Origin of the sequence: uncultured Mucilaginibacter sp., assembly GCF_913773635.1 — a bacterium.
Classification (GTDB): Bacteria; Bacteroidota; Bacteroidia; order Sphingobacteriales; family Sphingobacteriaceae; genus Mucilaginibacter.
This window is the reverse complement of the sequence record NZ_CAJYGQ010000009.1, coordinates 52807-68940: the sequence shown is the minus strand read 5'-3', so window position 1 is coordinate 68940 and position 16134 is coordinate 52807. Positions and strand designations below refer to the sequence as shown.

General features: G+C 41.1%; 14 protein-coding genes and 1 tRNA gene. 3 read left to right on the top strand and 12 right to left on the bottom strand.

Annotated elements, in window-relative coordinates:
• Positions 1-12: 12 nt before the first annotated feature.
• The 4 genes from QZ407_RS11435 to QZ407_RS11420 form a co-directional block, all read right to left on the bottom strand.
• Positions 13-1797, bottom strand: coding sequence for a RagB/SusD family nutrient uptake outer membrane protein (locus QZ407_RS11435; RefSeq protein WP_295771061.1), 1785 nt, complete (start codon positions 1795-1797; stop codon positions 13-15).
• A 25-nt stretch (positions 1798-1822) separates the two neighbouring features.
• Complete coding sequence (locus QZ407_RS11430; RefSeq protein WP_295771058.1) at positions 1823-5416, bottom strand: TonB-dependent receptor; 3594 nt, start codon at positions 5414-5416, stop codon at positions 1823-1825.
• A 129-nt stretch (positions 5417-5545) separates the two neighbouring features.
• Entirely contained in the window at positions 5546-6520 is a 975-nt protein-coding gene (locus QZ407_RS11425; RefSeq protein ID WP_295771056.1) for a FecR domain-containing protein, read from the bottom strand.
• 79 nt (positions 6521-6599) lie between these two features.
• Positions 6600-7121 carry a sigma-70 family RNA polymerase sigma factor gene (locus tag QZ407_RS11420; protein WP_295771054.1) on the bottom strand — a complete coding sequence of 174 codons (522 nt, stop codon included), beginning with the start codon at positions 7119-7121 and terminating at the stop codon, positions 6600-6602.
• A 261-nt stretch (positions 7122-7382) separates the two neighbouring features.
• On the opposite strand from QZ407_RS11420, the gene QZ407_RS11415 reads away from it, so the two are divergent.
• Positions 7383-8123: an SDR family oxidoreductase gene (locus tag QZ407_RS11415; RefSeq protein ID WP_295771052.1), complete on the top strand. Its 741-nt coding sequence runs from the start codon at positions 7383-7385 to the stop codon at positions 8121-8123.
• A 38-nt stretch (positions 8124-8161) separates the two neighbouring features.
• Positions 8162-9067 (top strand): AraC family transcriptional regulator, encoded by a 906-nt coding sequence (locus QZ407_RS11410; RefSeq protein ID WP_295771050.1) that lies wholly within the window; start codon positions 8162-8164, stop codon positions 9065-9067.
• Between the two features lie 11 nt (positions 9068-9078).
• Here the strand turns inward: QZ407_RS11410 and QZ407_RS11405 are convergent, their stop codons facing one another.
• From QZ407_RS11405 to mnmE, 5 genes are all read right to left on the bottom strand, one after another.
• On the bottom strand, positions 9079-9987 hold the full coding sequence (locus tag QZ407_RS11405; protein ID WP_295771048.1) for a helix-turn-helix transcriptional regulator: 909 nt from the start codon (positions 9985-9987) through the stop codon (positions 9079-9081).
• 13 nt (positions 9988-10000) lie between these two features.
• Positions 10001-10354 (bottom strand): hypothetical protein, encoded by a 354-nt coding sequence (locus QZ407_RS11400; protein ID WP_295771046.1) that lies wholly within the window; start codon positions 10352-10354, stop codon positions 10001-10003.
• Positions 10355-10566: 212 nt separating this feature from the next.
• Positions 10567-11001, bottom strand: a complete 435-nt coding sequence (locus QZ407_RS11395) for a DUF2147 domain-containing protein (protein ID WP_295771043.1) — start codon at positions 10999-11001, stop codon at positions 10567-10569.
• Positions 10998-11801, bottom strand: a complete 804-nt coding sequence (locus tag QZ407_RS11390) for an SDR family NAD(P)-dependent oxidoreductase (protein WP_295771041.1) — start codon at positions 11799-11801, stop codon at positions 10998-11000. Before QZ407_RS11390 ends, QZ407_RS11395 begins: the two co-directional genes overlap by 4 nt.
• Before the next feature lie 174 nt (positions 11802-11975).
• Positions 11976-13355 carry a tRNA uridine-5-carboxymethylaminomethyl(34) synthesis GTPase MnmE gene (gene mnmE / locus QZ407_RS11385; protein ID WP_295771038.1) on the bottom strand — a complete coding sequence of 460 codons (1380 nt, stop codon included), beginning with the start codon at positions 13353-13355 and terminating at the stop codon, positions 11976-11978.
• A gap of 202 nt (positions 13356-13557) precedes the next feature.
• Between mnmE and QZ407_RS11380 the strand changes: the two genes are divergently transcribed.
• The gene (locus tag QZ407_RS11380) at positions 13558-14313 is read left to right on the top strand and encodes an SDR family NAD(P)-dependent oxidoreductase (RefSeq protein WP_295771035.1); all 756 of its coding nucleotides are present in this window, start codon (positions 13558-13560) and stop codon (positions 14311-14313) included.
• 94 nt (positions 14314-14407) lie between these two features.
• Here the strand turns inward: QZ407_RS11380 and ssb are convergent, their stop codons facing one another.
• The 3 genes from ssb to QZ407_RS11365 all read right to left on the bottom strand — a co-directional run bounded on the left by ssb (position 14408) and on the right by QZ407_RS11365 (position 16055).
• Positions 14408-14740, bottom strand: coding sequence for a single-stranded DNA-binding protein (ssb, locus tag QZ407_RS11375; protein ID WP_295771033.1), 333 nt, complete (start codon positions 14738-14740; stop codon positions 14408-14410).
• A 246-nt stretch (positions 14741-14986) separates the two neighbouring features.
• Positions 14987-15637 (bottom strand): response regulator transcription factor, encoded by a 651-nt coding sequence (locus QZ407_RS11370; RefSeq protein WP_295771031.1) that lies wholly within the window; start codon positions 15635-15637, stop codon positions 14987-14989.
• A 331-nt stretch (positions 15638-15968) separates the two neighbouring features.
• A tRNA-Ser gene (locus QZ407_RS11365) sits at positions 15969-16055 on the bottom strand.
• Positions 16056-16134: the final 79 nt, after the last annotated feature.

Genomic DNA, 16134 nt, shown 5'->3' with positions numbered 1-16134 from the left:
GTTAAAAGTTAATTATTGCCAGCCTTGGTTTTGTTTTAAGTTTGGATTGCGCTGCAGGTCAGCCAGTGGAATAGGATAGTAGTAATTACGTTCATCCCATTTGCGTGGTATCTCATTCATCCATATTAACTCACCCGAAGTGCCATTTTTTAATAATTGTGAATTTACGGCATTGGCAGTTCCTATTCTTGGCGAAACGTTAACATAAGTAACACCTGCTACAGCAGCAGGTTGAGTTCCCTGGTAAAAAGCAACGTCAAGTATACCATCTTCGTTTAGGTCCATAGATGTATTTAATGATGGCACATAGAAACCGTTCCATTCCTGTTCCATTAACTGCCCTCTTTTCCACCTTAACAGATCAGAAAAACGAAAGCCTTCTAAACTCAATTCAATGCCACGCTCTCTGCGTATTTCTAAAATAGTTGGATCTGTAATACCAGGGAAGTAATTATTTACAAGGTACTGGTCAACTACAGTAGGTTTAGTAGCAAGGCCACCTGTAATACCTGCCCTGGCGCGTAATGCGCCTATAGTGGCAGCCCATTCGGCGTTTGTTAGGGTACCCAACTCGGCTTTTGCCTCTGCAAAGTTCAATAGCACCTCGGCGTATCTGAATAAGGAAACGGCGTTTGTATTTAACGCGCCGGCATCGAGGCTTTCGTCATCCAAGGTCCATTTAATGGGCTGGTAACCGGTAAAAGTATAAGAAAACACCGGAGGCGCAGGCACTAATTGCCCGTTACGCAAGCGCTTGTAATCACCCATACGGATGGTTTGCTTCAGGCGCAGGTCGCGGTTTTTTACCTCATCTTTAAATAAGGTTGTACGATAAGCCGGGTCGTTGGTGAAAGGTGTACCATCTATTTTCAGATAGGTGTTAATGAATGTACGGATAAAGCTTGCTTTGGCTCCGTAGGTTCCGCTGGTCCACCACCAGTTAGCCTCATTGAGTATGCCCAGGCTTGCATCAGCAACAGAGGCTTGTAACACTTCCTGGCTATTCGGAGCACTGCTGGTAAATACCTGTCGGTATGATGCACCGGGTCCGCCTGTTGTGTTAAGCGAAAATCCGCCATTTTTCATGATTTGATCTGCTGCTGATACCGATTCATTTAACCAACGCTCGGCAGTAGCCGTAAGACCCAGATTGGTGTGATATTTTCTAAAAGTACCTTCAAATAAGCAAATCCTTGACTTAAGCGCATAAGCCACCCATTTGGTAACGGTGGTACGGCTGGGGTCATTAGTAGCCTGGATGTTGGCGCAAGCATAATCTAAATCGGCCAATACCGAATCCATTACCATTGCACGGCTATCTCTGCCCGCCGTAAGTGACGGGTCATCAGCATTTAAAGCCTTATTGATCCAAGGCACATCGCCAAACCGTTTTACCTTTTCCATGTAAAAGTATGCTCTAAAATAGCGTGCAATTCCAAGGTAATTTTTGCGTACAGCAACGGGCACTGCCGGATTGTTGCAGTTTTCAATAAAGTAATTGATTTGCCTGAGATCTCGCCAAACCCAGCCCGAACTGTTATTTGCCCCGAATGCGCCGGGGCGTATAAAGTCGGGTACGGCTTTCACAGCAAGATAGTCTGACATGGCATCCTGACTGGTTGAGTTTTTAGGAAGAAAATCAAGACTGTAAAAAGCATTGGTAGCTATTTTAAGGCCGCTTTCAGTACCAAACACAATTTCTTTAGAAGGAGTGGACTGTGGTTGCTGATCTAGTTTCTCGCAGGCTGCAAAGCTTATGCAAGCTATTAAGATCAGGATAATATGTTTTCTTTTCATTTTCGATCTGGTATTTGTTTGCTGTTTAAAAACCAATGTTTAAGCCTAAAGAGTAACTTTTTAAGATTGGATAATTATAGCCATCGCCGTTGGTTGCATTTGGATTTAAATCCTGGTCAACCGGTACGGCGTTTTCAACATCAATAGTGTTTTTAACAATTTTATACATAGGCGAATAGGTAAAGAGATTTTCGCCCGAGAAGAAAACTTTTGCACTGCGTGCACCAATTCGGCTTAACCATTTAGCAGGCAGGGTGTAGCCTATTTGCAGGTTTTTCATACGCAGGTAAGCAACATTTTGCAGGTAGCGGGTTTGTGCCACTCCCAAAGTGCGGTTAGTATTGCTTGATGCCGCGCGCGACATGGTGCGTGGAAAGTATGCATTGGTGTTTTCAGGTGTCCACATATTGCCTAAGTGAAATTTAGGAATGTTGTTGTACGGACGGTTGTATTGCCCCCAAAACATTTCGGTTTCGGTGCTTGGGTACCATTGCTGCTTGCCCACTCCCTGAAAGAAAGTAGAGAAAGAGAAGTTATGCCAGTTTGCACCCAAATTAATACCATAAGTATATCTTGGGGCAGAGTTGCCTATAATTCTTCTGTCTCCTGATTTACCTACCTTGTTTTCGCCAACGTTGATAAAGCCGTCACCGTTAAGGTCGCGCAGTTTAATATCGCCCGGAAACCACAAGCCTGAAGGAGAGGCACGCATTTGGGGATCTTGCTTGGCGTGCGATGCTATATCAGCTGCATCAATAAAAAAGCCTTCGGTTTCATAACCCCAAATCTCGCCCAAAGTCTGCCCTTCGTAGTAATCGCTCAGCAGCTTATCAGGATTGTTGTATTTGTCAATCTTAGTTTTGTTATCAGCAAGGGTAAGCCTTACATTGTAGCTGAAGGGGTTTTTACCGGTACCAATACGGTCGTTCCACGCTAATGACAGTTCCCAGCCGCGTGTGGTTAAGTTGGCATAGTTACCTTTTGGCGCATCGGCTCCAAAAACTGCCGGAGGCGTAATAGCCGAGGTGAACATATCAGTTGTTTTACGCGAGTAAATGTCACCGCTAAAGCTTAACCGGCCTGCAAACATAGCCAGGTCTAAACCAACGTTTGTTGTGGTTGATGTTTCCCAGGTTAAGCCAGCAGGCAATACAAACTCCAAACGGGTAGTGGCCGGGCGTGTACCATTCAGAATTACGCCCGATTGATTGATAAGAAAGTTCTCAACAAAACGGTAAGAGGGTATGTTGCCGTTACCTAATGAGCCGTACGAAGCGCGCAGCTTTAAATCAGATACCAGTTTTTCGGAAACCTTCCAAAACGATTCGTTATTAATTCTCCAACCGGCAGAAACTGACGGAAAGAAACCATAACGTTGGTATGATGGGAATTTAGACGAACCGTCATAACGTGCGTTTACCTCCAGCAGGTACCGGTCTTTAAACGAGTAGTTTAATCTTGAAAATCCTCCTGAAATAACCCAACGTTCGTAACCACCTGTGCCGCCGGTAGGGGTAATGTACTGGCCAACGGTAAGGTTAGGGTCCATGGCATCTTCAAACAAAATTCCATTGCGTTGCACGGCAACCCTATTGTAGGTAGATTGCTCATAGTTATAACCTACCATTGCTTTAAAATAGTGATCGTTACCAAAGCGGTTTTCGTATTCTGTATAAATGTTGGTTGCCAGGTAACGCGTTTTGCGAGTGTCAAACAGCAAATCATTGGTAGTGGTACCAACATAACCTGTTACCCCTTTTGAATTGCTGTAAGGCACCTGTACACGTCTTTGGTTACGGTCTTCATTGGTGTTGCGGAAGGTAAAATCGGCGTTAATGCGAAATTTATTGTTAAAGAATTTACTTCTTAAACTGGCTATATTTCTGAGAACTTCGCGGCGGGTATCCAAGCCATTTTTACCGTAAATGAAGTCGCCCACGGTATAAGCAGATGCAAATGTTAAAGAACCATCAGGATTAAAAAGTGGCATAGTTGGTTTGCCTTCATCAGCAATGTTTCTCCAAATACCACCGCCTTCGCCCACGTTTATAGGGTTGTGATACTTCATTACCGAGTAATCGGTATTGTTCTCGAAACTCAACCACGGAAAAACTTGTACCGAGCCCCGTGCCCGTAAGTTTTTCATGTTATAATCATCGCTGTTGTACCTGAACAAGCCGGTTTGGTTCAGCATACGGCCCGATACTAAATAGGTTGCCCTATCGCTTCCGCCACTAACCGAAAGGTTATTTTCAAATGCAGTATTATGGTCTTTGTATAAGGCCTTATAATAATCGGTACTACCATAGTACGTGTACTCACCGGTAGTTGGGTTTACCTCAACTTCATTATACGGCTGGCCGGATTCTACTCTTCTTTTAAACTCATCAAGATAAGCCTGCGAGAACTTTTGCGTCTTATTTGCATTTTGAGGGAAGGCCCCATCACCGTTAACAAAAGCTTCGGCAAACATTTTTGCCCAGGTATAACCATCAGTTACATAGTCGGGCCTGGTAACAGGAGCCTTAAAAGCAAAATTGGTGCTGTAAGTAACGTTGGTTTGTCCTTTCTGACCCTTTTTAGTAGTGATTAATACAACACCAAACACACCTCTTGCCCCATAAATGGCCGCTGATGCTGCATCTTTCAAAATAGATACAGTTTCAATATCATTTGGGTTCAACAAACTTGGATCACCTTCAAAACCGTCGATTAAAACAAGTGCACTTCCGCCCTGTCCAATAGATGTAGTTCCCCTGATATTGTAGCTGGGCGATTGTGTTGGCTTTCCGTCCAGCATTCTGAGGTTAAGGTTAGGTAGCAAACCTTGCAATCCCTGGGTTAAGTTGGTAATGGGCCTGTTTTCGATGTTTTTTGCTGATATCTGGTCAACCGCACCGGTAGCATTAGCTCTTTTCTGGGTTCCATAACCTACTACAATTACTTCATTTAAGCTACCGGTTTCGGCTTTCAAAGTGATATTTAACGGCGCATTCTCGCCATCTTTTACCGTTACTTTACTTAAATTTAAAGTCACATAGGATACAAAGCTTACGGTTAAATTATAAGTGCCGGGCGGAACGCTTATTTCAAAAGTTCCATCTGGTCCAACCATTGTTGCTTTGTTAAGCTCTTTAACAAAAATGGTAGCACCAGGCAGCGCTTCGCCCTGCTCATCTTTCACGGTACCCGAAATACGGGTAGGGGCAGCATTACTTACTTGCTTTACAGGCGCTATTGCCACAGGTTTTTGTTTTTCTACTTTTAACAAAATATGCTCATCATCAACCTGCTGTACTGATCCCTGGTAACCTGATAACAGTTGCTTAAGGACGTTAACTACCAGCTCGTTATTGACATTCAGGCTGATGGGTTTATTGGAGTCAAAAACATTTGAATTATAACCTATTTTGAAAGGTGTTCTCTCTTCAATTAATTTGAAAACATTTTTAATAGGCTCATTTTTTACCGACACGCTGATGCGCAACGTATTCATGGTTTGACCATCGGCCGAGTAAGACGGTGTTGTGGAGGTAATTAAAATAAGCAATATTCCGAGGAAAGCAGGGATTTTCCTGAACTTGCTTTTAATTGAAAAATATTGATAAAGATTTCTCATTTTTACTATTGTTATTACTATGATTTAGGAATCGTTGAAATGACGTGGCCTGCTGCTTCAGCAGCCATTAACAGGCAGGTGTTCTCAAGGCATCAGCCTGTTTTCGTTTTAATGAGTATTACATAATGTTTAATGGCAGTTTTTTGAGTGTATGATGATTTTGTTTTGGGCAGTTTTGTAAGTGATGCCGGTTAGCTGGCTAAGTACTCCAAGCACTTTGGGCAGAGGCTCGTGCAAAAAACTAATGGTATAGCTGCATTTTCCTACAGGCGTATCGGCAAACTGAATGTTACGGTTGTAATGGCGTGATAAAGCCATTACTATTTCCTGTATATCTGCATCTTCAAAGTATAACCCGCCATTTTGCCATGAGGCAATCTTTTCTGCGTCTGCATTAACAGTGTTATAGCGTTTGCTGCTTACATTGTAGGTAAGCAGCAGATTGTGGGTAAGTACATTGCCCAACGGTTTGTTGTTACCATTTTGCTTATGCTCACTTACGCGCACCCTGCCCTTAACTACTGCCACCTTAATGTTGCTTTCGTTTTTGTAGGCATGCACGTTAAATTCGGTACCTAATACCCGGGTTTTTAGTTTACCGGTGCTTACTATAAATGGTCTTGTGCTATCATGTGCAACCCTAAAGTAAGCCTCACCAGAAAGCTTTACGTTGCGGAACTTTTCGTTGAAATTATCATCGACAGTTAGCACCGATGATGCGTTAAGGACAACCTCTGTACTGTCAGGTAACCTGATGATTTTCCGTTCCCCAGCTAAAGTGCTGAACTGTTGCTTTGCTGCAATGAGTGGTTTTGGCTGGTTGCTATATATTAAATATGCTAGGGGGAGGAGCAGTAGAGCCGCTGCTACGCGCAAATAAGGTCGCATGATATTATAAACACTGTGTTGCGGAGCAATATTTTTTAACACGTTTTTGCGTGCCGCTTTAACAAGTTTTTCTTCACTGGTGTTTACAGCATCCGGAGTGTTTTTACCAAGATTATGCAACCAGTTCTCTACCTGTTGCGTTTCCCGGAGTGTGCCTTTCCCTTCACGGTATTTCTGTAATAAAACGTTAATCAGTGCCGACTTTTTGTTGTTCATCTGCACTTATAATCGGGTGTTACGCCAAAAGGTACCGTTAAATAATTATCAAAAATCTGTTAACTTAAAAACAGCAATGCTAACGGCAAAAGCATATTCTGAATACTATCAATAGTAAAGAAATACTTTCCATACGATTGAATCGTACCTGCAGGCGCTTAAGAGCAATAGTTAAATTGTTCTTTACAGTTTGCTCTGATAGTGAAAGACGGGCGGCAATATCCCGTACGGGTAGTTGCTCATTGCGGCTAAGTGTAAAAACATTCTTTATGGTTTCGGGCATTTTGTCTACCTCATTACTTAACCAATCTTGTAATTCAGTTGCTAAAATGCTTTCATCTGCCGCAGGTGCAACTTCTGCATCATATTCAGGCAATAAAGCCTGGTAGTTTACAATTTCACGGTTTGCAGCGAGGTAGTAATCAACCACCTTGTTTTTGGCCGCTTTATACAGGTAAGGGGAAAGTGTATCTGTAATATTAACACCGTAACGGTTATTCCATAAGGTAAGGAAAATATCCTGTACGGCTTCCTGTGCATTTTCAGGCGAGTTGATTCGGGCATCAATATATCTGAACAGCATTCGGTCGTACTTTTTCATAAGAGAAAGTAGTGCCTTTTGGTTGTTGTCCTGCATTTGGCTCAACAATCTGTTATCCGAAGGCTCGTTGCTTTTCACGCCCCAAACCTACATGTGACGTTTTAAGTGATTGTTACGTATAGATAAAATTACATATCAAGCCTTGCAGTTATTTAGGATACGGTAGCTAATAAAACTTTACCAAAATTGCTACACATCTAACTGTTTTGGCTACTTGCCAGCCATCAGGTATCATGACCTTTGTATATCAAAAGTTAATATATGGAAAACGGAATAGCAGGAAAAGTAGTTGTAATTACCGGTGCCAGCAGTGGTATTGGTAAAGCCACAGCAGAATTATTAGCGGCTCAGGGTGCGAAAGTTATTTTAGGCGCTCGCCGTGTCGAAAAGTTGGAAAGCATTGTGCAATCAATTGGAGATAACGGAGGCGATGCTGTATATTCAGCAACGGATGTAACTAAATCTGAAGATTTAAAGTTATTGGTAGCATTGGCTGTAAAGCATTTTGGCCAATTGGATGTTATAGTAAATAATGCTGGTATAGCGCAGTTATACCCGATGGAAGAAACAGATATAGCAGGCTGGGAACAAATGATTGATGTGAATATCAAAGGTACACTTTACGGTATAGCAGCTGCAATGCCTGAGTTTTTGAAAAACGGATCAGGGCACTTTGTTAACATCATTTCTACCGCAGGTATTGCAATTGTGCCTACAATGGGTGTTTATGCAGGTACAAAAAATGCAGTACGCACAATTAGTGAAGCACTACGTCAAGAGTCTCAGGGGCGCTGGCGGGTAACAGGCATTTCACCGGGTTATGTAGCAACGGAGTTTGTAAGCAATATTAAAAATGACGCGATACGTTCGGCCAGTCAGGATACCGCCGATAGAATATCCATTCCTCCTGAGTCCATTGCGCAAGCTGTTGCCTACGCTATTAATCAGCCGCATAACGTGGACGTAGGTGATATTGTTATACGGCCAACCGTTCAGGGCTAAAAGTCAATTTATAATTAGCATATTAAAAGTACCAACCTGTGAGCACGCTAAAATTTGAAACAATAAGTGATTTGATGCGCCGCCTCCATTCGAAAGCACCTGCGCATCCTATGATTACGCTGGTAAATTATGATGAGGAAGAGATTGATTTGCGTGATGCCGGCAGCTGGGTTATGCTTGACTTTTATAAGATAACCTTTAAAGAAGATTTTAAAGGCAGCGTTAAATACGGGCCGGGCACATATGATTTTAAGGAAGGCGGCATGGCGTTTCTTGCTCCCGGTCAGGCTGTAAAAATGACGCCCGATCGGGAGGATTATCAAGGTTATGCTTTATACTTTCATCCTGATTTGCTGTCCCATTATTCTCTTGCACAGCGCATTCATCACTACGGCTTTTTTGATTATACTGTAGCCGAAGCTTTGTTTTTATCAGCTAAAGAAAAGCTTACCATGGAAGCGCTGTTTCAGGCAATTGATACTGAATTGAATAACACAATCGATCAGTTCAGCACAGATGTGCTGATATCACAATTGGAACTGTTACTCAATCATAGCAACCGGTTTTATAACCGGCAGTTCCAAACCAGAAAGAACATGCACCATGAACTGATTGTGAAAATGGACGAGTGGCTGGCCGGGCAGTTTAATAAGGCAATCATAAGCGGATTGCCATCACCGCATGATTTAGCTACTCATTTGAATATCTCCCAGCGTTACCTCTCTGATATGCTAAAGTCTCTCACCGGAAAAACCACGCAGCAGCACATTCATTTGGTCTTGATAGATAAAGCAAAAGTGCTATTGAATCAAACCAACCTTACTACTGCTGAAATTGCTTATCATTTGGGTTTTGAGCACCCGCAATCCTTCAATAAACTTTTTAAGCAACGTACCAATGTATCACCGGTACAATACCGGCGAGGGCAGCTTCAGGATAATTAATTGCTTATTAACTAGTTGAATGAAGCTCTGAATTCAAGCGGAGATTGCTTGGTTTTATTTTTAAACAACTTACTGAACGACTGTGAGTGCTCAAACCCAAGACCATAGGCAATTTCACTGACGGAAAGCGTTGTGGTTGATAGTTGCTCTTTAGCCTTATCAATCATTTTATTATGAATGAGCTGCTGTGTGGTTTGACCGGTTAATTGCTTCAAAAGGCTGCTCAAGTATTTTGATGACATATTCAGCGTTTCTGCAAGATATTGAACGGTTGGTGCACCTTTTGATAGCAATGCATCATTTTCAAGATATGTATTTAGTATACGCTCTAACCGCTCCAGTATCTTATGGTTAATAATTTTGCGGGTAATGAATTGGCGCTGATAAAAACGCTCGGCATAATTTAGTAGTGTTTCAAGATTTGCAATGATAATATCCTGGCTGAATTTATCAATGTTTGAATGATATTCATTCCTGATGTTTCGAATGATATCATTGATAACACCTTCTTCCTTATCAGACAGAAATAGCGCCTCATGCGTGGCATAGCTGAAGTATTCATACTTTTTGATTTTGGCCGAAAGCGAAGTGTTCCACAGAAAATCAGGATGAATAAACAACATCCAGCCCTCCAATTCAGCAGGTATACCATTTTCGTCTCCACGCAATATTTGGCCGGGTGATAAAAAAGCCATTAACCCCTCGTCAAAGTCGTATTTTTGCTGACCGTAAATCAGGTTATTACAGCCTCTTTTCATCGAAATCACATATAGATCGAACACCACAGCATTAATATCATGATCGTTCTTCAAACCTTTCAGGTCAACAATGCTGATAAGCGGATGGTGCGGTTTGGGCATGCCCATCAAACGATGTATTTCTGTAATTGAACTGATACGGTATGGTTTAGCAATTTGCATATCACAATATAGTTTAATTTTTGAACGGATATTTTAACCATATCATTAATAACGGCATAACCAGAAAAGGGATCTCAATCAGAGCTATTTTGATGTTGCCATTACGAAGCGCCAGCCCCATGATAGTTACAATAGATATGGCATGTATCTTGTTACCCACGAAAAAGGTTTTAGGTATCAAAAGAAGGATGCCGGTTAATAGTGTCAAAGCTGCAAAGGCGGGAATCATGGATACACTTACGCCCAAACTTTCCATCATTTTAAACGATTCGGGGTTGCGTTGGTAATGCGCCGTGTCCCAGGCGTGTTTAAAGCTTAGCGAAACAGATATAATGAGTAATAATAGAGAGACGATATTTTTAAACATAGCGTTGTAGTTGTGTGTATAATTAAAAAAATATCAAAGGGCAAAGTCTTTGTTGCCTCTTAGGCTGATCAAAGAGATTTTGTTCCGTTAAGATCACTTCACCTGTGCTTAAGTACAGCAATAAATCAGCTGGCCGTACTGCATTTAAGATCATTAACCAAAAGCTTGAGCGTTCGTCGTATTGAATGTTTCTCATAGTTGTGAATATTTATTTACTGTACACGGTTCCATATAAAAGTCTTTCCCAGCATGGGTACGCCTTTGTAGCCACGCGTTTCCAGTTCATTAATACCATGCAATCTACCTTTAAGACTGTAGGTATTGCCGTCCTGTATACTGTATAACTTGCCATCTACGTATTCACCATCTTTAAACATCAACGCTGTAATATGGGTGAGGCCTAGTCCGGATCTGCCTTTAAGATTAGGGTCAGGATTTTTGGCGTCCTTCTTTGGTGTTTTTCCGTCAGCTTCAAACATATCTTTTGACCACAATAGCTTTGCTGAGTAAGTGTTACTAGACTTATAGATCTCAATTTTGTAATCAGTGCATTGCCAAATTCCTAATATTTGATCGGCCGGAAGTTTCTGAGCAAATGTTATCATTGCTGCGTACAGCAATATGATTGTTAGGATTGTTCTTTTCATATCGTTGAGTTCTTAAGGTTGTTGTTCAATTGCCTGAATCTCTCAAACTCTTTGTGACCAAAGTTGATTAGGGCACCTGGTACAATCCTGCTTGCCCATTTAATTACACCAATAAGTACTGGGTTTAGCTCCGGCTTATCCTGTTGCATCCCTTTAATGGCTATTTTAACCATCTTATCAACTTCCATGGTTAACGACGAGTTTGAATCTGTTGGTAGCACCCAATTTTTTTGCAGGTTAGTTTTAACACCCGGAGGAATCATTTCAAAAACCTTTACGCTGGTTCCTTTTAGCTGCAATCGCAAGGCTTGAGTATATGCACGCACCCCAGCTTTAGAAGCGCTGTAAACCGGTGCAACAGAGAAAGGCATAAAAGCTATACCTGATGATACATTCACAACCGCTGCCGACCGTTGTTTGGTTAACTGGGGCAGGAATTGATGTGTCATTTGTATGGTACCTGAAAGATTGATATTAATTTCGCGTACAATGTTTTCTAAACTTGGCGAAGCATCCTGCAAATCAATTAATCGCATTTCGCCTGCGTTGTTGATGAGGATATTTAAATCAGGAAATTGTTGGGAAACCTTTTCGTAAAGTGTTTTGATGCTTTCGGGGTCACCTACATCGCTTTGAAAGATGTGGACTTTTGGAAATTGGCGCTGAGTTTTGTTCAGCTTCTCCAAGTCGCGACCGGTAACTATGATAGTTGCACCAATTGTCGTAAGCTGTCTCACCAGTTCTAAACCAATGCCACTGCTGCCACCGGTAATTAATACAGTGCTGTTTTGTAAATCCATGCTTGCCTTTGTATTTGATACAGCAAAGTTGCAGGATGCACACAAGCGACATGTATGCAAAAGTCGCGTCGTTGTAGCCGAAAGTCGGTAATTAGCGTAATTACGACTACTGCTTAAGAATTGTCATCAAATTGTGGAAGGTAATGCCAATAATCTCGAATGGAGGGTGAAAAATTATTTTCCGATACAGAACTTAGAAAAAATATTATCCAGTAAATCGTCTGTGGTAACGGTGCCTGTAATTTCGCCTAAATAGTGCAGGGCTTGTTTTATGTCCATGGCTAAAAAGTCTGACGTTACCTGCATGTCAATACCGCTTAAGGTTTTGATGAGAGCCTGTTCAGTTTTTTGCAGTGCCTCAAGATGTCGGATGTTAGTTACTAGCGTTTCATTGCCGTTTAAGCGACCTTGAATGGTGGTGTCATAAACCAACTGCTTTAGTTGCGAAATGTGTAGTTTCTCCTTTGCTGATATAGCTACAAGGGTTACATCTTCGGGTAAAGCTGCGTTATACTTTTGTTTATAATCAGGTACTATATCTATTTTATTAGCAACCAAGAGGGTAGGGAGTCCGGGTTTATAAAGGTTTTGAATATCCTGGCTTAACTCCTCAGGTGTAATTGATTCCACATCAAATACATAAAGAAGCAATGCTGACTGGCTTATCTTTTCCATCGTTTTTTGCACGCCAATCTGTTCAATAGCATCAGTGGCTTCGCGTATACCCGCTGTGTCAATTAAACGGAAATTTATGCCGTTTATATTCAATGTTTCCTCAATGGTATCGCGTGTGGTACCGGCAATGTGACTTACAATTGCCCGTTCCTCATTTAAAAGTGCATTAAGTAGTGTTGATTTACCAGCATTTGGGCGGCCAGCTATAACAGTGTTAATGCCTTGCTTTACAGCATTTCCTAACTCAAAGGACTGTATAAGCTTGCCTATAACACGCGTTAAATCATGTATAAGTTGTTTCAATTGCGCACGGTTAGCAAATTCTACATCTTCTTCCGAAAAATCAAGTTCAAGCTCAACCATTGATGCAAAGTGCACTAATTGCTCACGCAAATCTTTTAATTCAGAACTGTAGCCACCTCTTAATTGCTGTAAAGCCACCTGTTGTGAAGCTTTAGAATCTGAAGCAATCAAATCAGCCACAGCCTCGGCCTGCGAAAGGTCAAACTGTCCGTTAAGAAATGCCCTGAGTGTGAACTCTCCGGGTTTAGCCGATCGTGCACCCTGCCTGATAAGTAATTTTATGATGCTTTGAATAATATAATTTGAACCATGGCAGGATATCTCCACCACATTTTCGCGGGTGTATGAGCGCGGACCTATGAATATTGAAATCAAAACTTCGTCAAGTACCAGGTCACCGTCGGTAATGGTACCAAAGTGGATAGTGTGGGATGCTTGCTTAGTTAAGTTTTTTCCCTTAAATACACTGTTTGCAATTACAATAGCATCAGGACCAGAAAGCCTGATTACGCCAATTGCTCCAGTACCATTTGGCGTGGCAAGAGCTACTATAGTATCGTGCGTTAAATGATTCATTTTAAAATGCAAAAGTGCTTATAATTATCATCATTTATGTTGATGCATCGCAATAATATTGAGCGTGAAAATGACCGCTGAATCCTATGTTTAAATTACATTAATTAATTTATAATTAAAACCATCTTCACAACCTGAGTGTTTAATAACCGGTGGTAAACTTAAGCTTGCCAAAACATAATCATTATTAATCAACACTTAAATGGCTAATTTTCAAACTGAAATTCAATCACTGGAAGGTAAAAATATTCTTATTACCGGAGGTACAACCGGCATAGGCCGGGCCACAGCTTTGGCCTTGGCCGCTGCTGGTGCAAATGTTTTAATCGTGGGGCAAGACCCGCAGCATCTGCAGGATGTTTTAAGCGATGCTGAAAAGGCTGGTGTATCAAATAAAATTAAAAGCTTAATTGCCGATCTATCCGTTGAGGATGGTATTAAGGCAGTTACAGACGCTGGCAATGCAGAACTTGATACGTTGCATGTTTTAATAAATTGCGCTGCATTGGCATATCAGGGTATAAGTGATGGTAATTATGCTGAGTGGGCAAGGGTAGTGAATACCAATGTGCTGGCTTACCTTGCGCTGTCAAATTACGCTGTAAAACGCATGAAAGAGGCAAAAGGTGGACATATTGTGAACATCGGTTCGATGAGTGCTGATGTGAGGGAAAAAGATAGTTCGGTGTATGTGGCCACAAAAGGAGCGGTGCAAGCTTTTTCAGAAAGCTTACGTAAGGAGGTAAACGAATTGGGCATAAAGGTTACATTAATTGAACCTGGTGCGGTAGGTACCGATATGCAACCGGTTTCAGTTCCTGATCAGCAAAAAAATATTGAAAATTTAGAAATGCTTAAGGCCGAAGACATTGCCCAAGCTGTAATTTATGCAATTACTCAGCCGCAGCGCAGTGATGTAGTGGAGATTAAAATACGTCCTCACTTACAAATTATATAGCAGGCTCAATGGCGGCTACAAAACCATCAACAGCTTATAGAAAACTGTTGATGGTTTTATATAAGTAAATTCAAGTATGTGAATAGAACATTTACTAAGTCAACGGTTCTAATTGAAGTACCATAATCTCGGTTTTATACCTTTTTACACGATTTTCGTCAATCCAGCTTTTGGTTTGCAGTTTACCGGTAACGTGTATGAGCCTTCCTACGTACAGGTCTGTTTCTTTAACGTCAGTTGTTTCCGGACAAACAACTATTGAATGATGCTCTTCATGAGCTGAAGTTTGATCGCCTTTACGGAAATGTTCGCTAGTAACAAGGTTGAAGCAAATTGTATCGGGTTTGTTTTGATGTTTATGCCGTCGGGGTTCAGATTTAATATGTCCTACTAAAAATACCTTGTTAACGCCTGAGTTGTTATGCATGTAAAGAAATAATCAATGTAATGTTGAGTGTTGTTGACTAATAATTTTATATTAAATTATTATCTAACAAAAGGTTAGAGCATATCATAGTGAACGCGTTACTTCTTTTGCATCGCCCTTTATTAAGGGTAAAATTAAGGTAATGGATAAGTTCAAATCAGCGTATTAATACGTAATCATATCTCGTATTAATACGCTTTTTGTCGCTAAGATTAATCCCCTTAATTATTTATTAACAATAATTGATTAATTTATCACTCCAAATCTCATGGCAAAACGTATAAGAGCCACTGTATTGCGTACACCGGTACGGGTTATCATACTTTCTCGATAGCCTTCAACGGTGCGTTTGCTGGTGAAAAGTTTGTCTGCAATTTCTTGATTTGTCAGGCCGTCGGCTAAATAGTTCAACACTTCAGTTTCCCTCGCCGAAAATTTGATTTCGTTGACGTCATCACTTTTTAGGGGCTCTGATGACGTCATCATCCGATTTAAAAACTTTATAGTTAGCTCAGAACAAATGTATTGATTACCTGCCGATACATGCTTTATTGCAAACACAAGCTCATCGGCACTTGTGTTTTTCAAAATAAAGCCGTGAGCACCCGCTTTAAAGCTTTGTACTACGTAACGCTCATCGTCGAGTGCACTTAATACAATTGATTTTAAATGTGGAAATTGAACGCTTACCTGTTTGGTTAGCTCAATGCCGTTCAAAACCGGCATGTTTATGTCTGTTAACAGTAGGTTTGCTTGTACTCCCTCCTCTAGTAGCGAAACAGTCTCGGCACCGTTTCTTGCTTCAGCTACCACGTTAAGATCAGGCACAATTTGTAATAGTGACCTAAGTCCGTGTCTAACGATGCTGTGATCTTCCGCAATTATGATATCAACCATTGTTCTTAATCTTAACCCAATTTCAAATGATTTTCGGTCAAAGAGTATCGGCTATTAAAAAGACCGCCCAAAAGTTGCTTTGTTCAATTTAATACAACAAATGTACTATTGTGATTGACTCGGCAACATTGGTCAACCTGATTGGTATAGCTTCAGGTTGTGATAGATCAGAAAAAGCGCAAATATATTACAAGATTTAACTTACAGGTCATCCAAATGATAAAAAATGCTTTTAAGTGTGAAGTATATTTTAGGAGGTGAATTTAAAGCCGGTGATATTGGATAAAATAAAAAAGCCTGAAACTATTGTTCCAGGCTTTGAAGTTATTTGCGGTGAGGGAGGGATTCGAACCCTCGGTACAGTTTCCCGTACGTCAGTTTAGCAAACTGATCCTTTCGGCCTCTCAGGCACCTCACCGGTTGTTTACAATATATGTCCCCGTTTGGGACTGCAAATATAGTAATTCAACTATCTCGTCAAAAAAATATTTCAGGTA

Excerpts from the sequence above, each read along its gene's own strand:
- mnmE (WP_295771038.1), bottom strand. The coding sequence starts at position 13,355 with ATGAATCATTTAACGCACGATACTATAGTAGCTCTTGCCACGCCAAAT.
- QZ407_RS11390 (WP_295771041.1), bottom strand. The coding sequence starts at position 11,801 with ATGGATTTACAAAACAGCACTGTATTAATTACCGGTGGCAGCAGTGGC.
- ssb (WP_295771033.1), bottom strand. The coding sequence starts at position 14,740 with ATGCATAACAACTCAGGCGTTAACAAGGTATTTTTAGTAGGACATATT.
- QZ407_RS11395 (WP_295771043.1), bottom strand. The coding sequence starts at position 11,001 with ATGAAAAGAACAATCCTAACAATCATATTGCTGTACGCAGCAATGATA.
- QZ407_RS11380 (WP_295771035.1), top strand. The coding sequence starts at position 13,558 with ATGGCTAATTTTCAAACTGAAATTCAATCACTGGAAGGTAAAAATATT.
- QZ407_RS11425 (WP_295771056.1), bottom strand. The coding sequence starts at position 6,520 with ATGAACAACAAAAAGTCGGCACTGATTAACGTTTTATTACAGAAATAC.
- QZ407_RS11370 (WP_295771031.1), bottom strand. The coding sequence starts at position 15,637 with ATGGTTGATATCATAATTGCGGAAGATCACAGCATCGTTAGACACGGA.
- QZ407_RS11415 (WP_295771052.1), top strand. The coding sequence starts at position 7,383 with ATGGAAAACGGAATAGCAGGAAAAGTAGTTGTAATTACCGGTGCCAGC.
- QZ407_RS11430 (WP_295771058.1), bottom strand. The coding sequence starts at position 5,416 with ATGAGAAATCTTTATCAATATTTTTCAATTAAAAGCAAGTTCAGGAAA.
- QZ407_RS11420 (WP_295771054.1), bottom strand. The coding sequence starts at position 7,121 with ATGAAAAAGTACGACCGAATGCTGTTCAGATATATTGATGCCCGAATC.
- QZ407_RS11435 (WP_295771061.1), bottom strand. The coding sequence starts at position 1,797 with ATGAAAAGAAAACATATTATCCTGATCTTAATAGCTTGCATAAGCTTT.
- QZ407_RS11400 (WP_295771046.1), bottom strand. The coding sequence starts at position 10,354 with ATGTTTAAAAATATCGTCTCTCTATTATTACTCATTATATCTGTTTCG.
- QZ407_RS11405 (WP_295771048.1), bottom strand. The coding sequence starts at position 9,987 with ATGCAAATTGCTAAACCATACCGTATCAGTTCAATTACAGAAATACAT.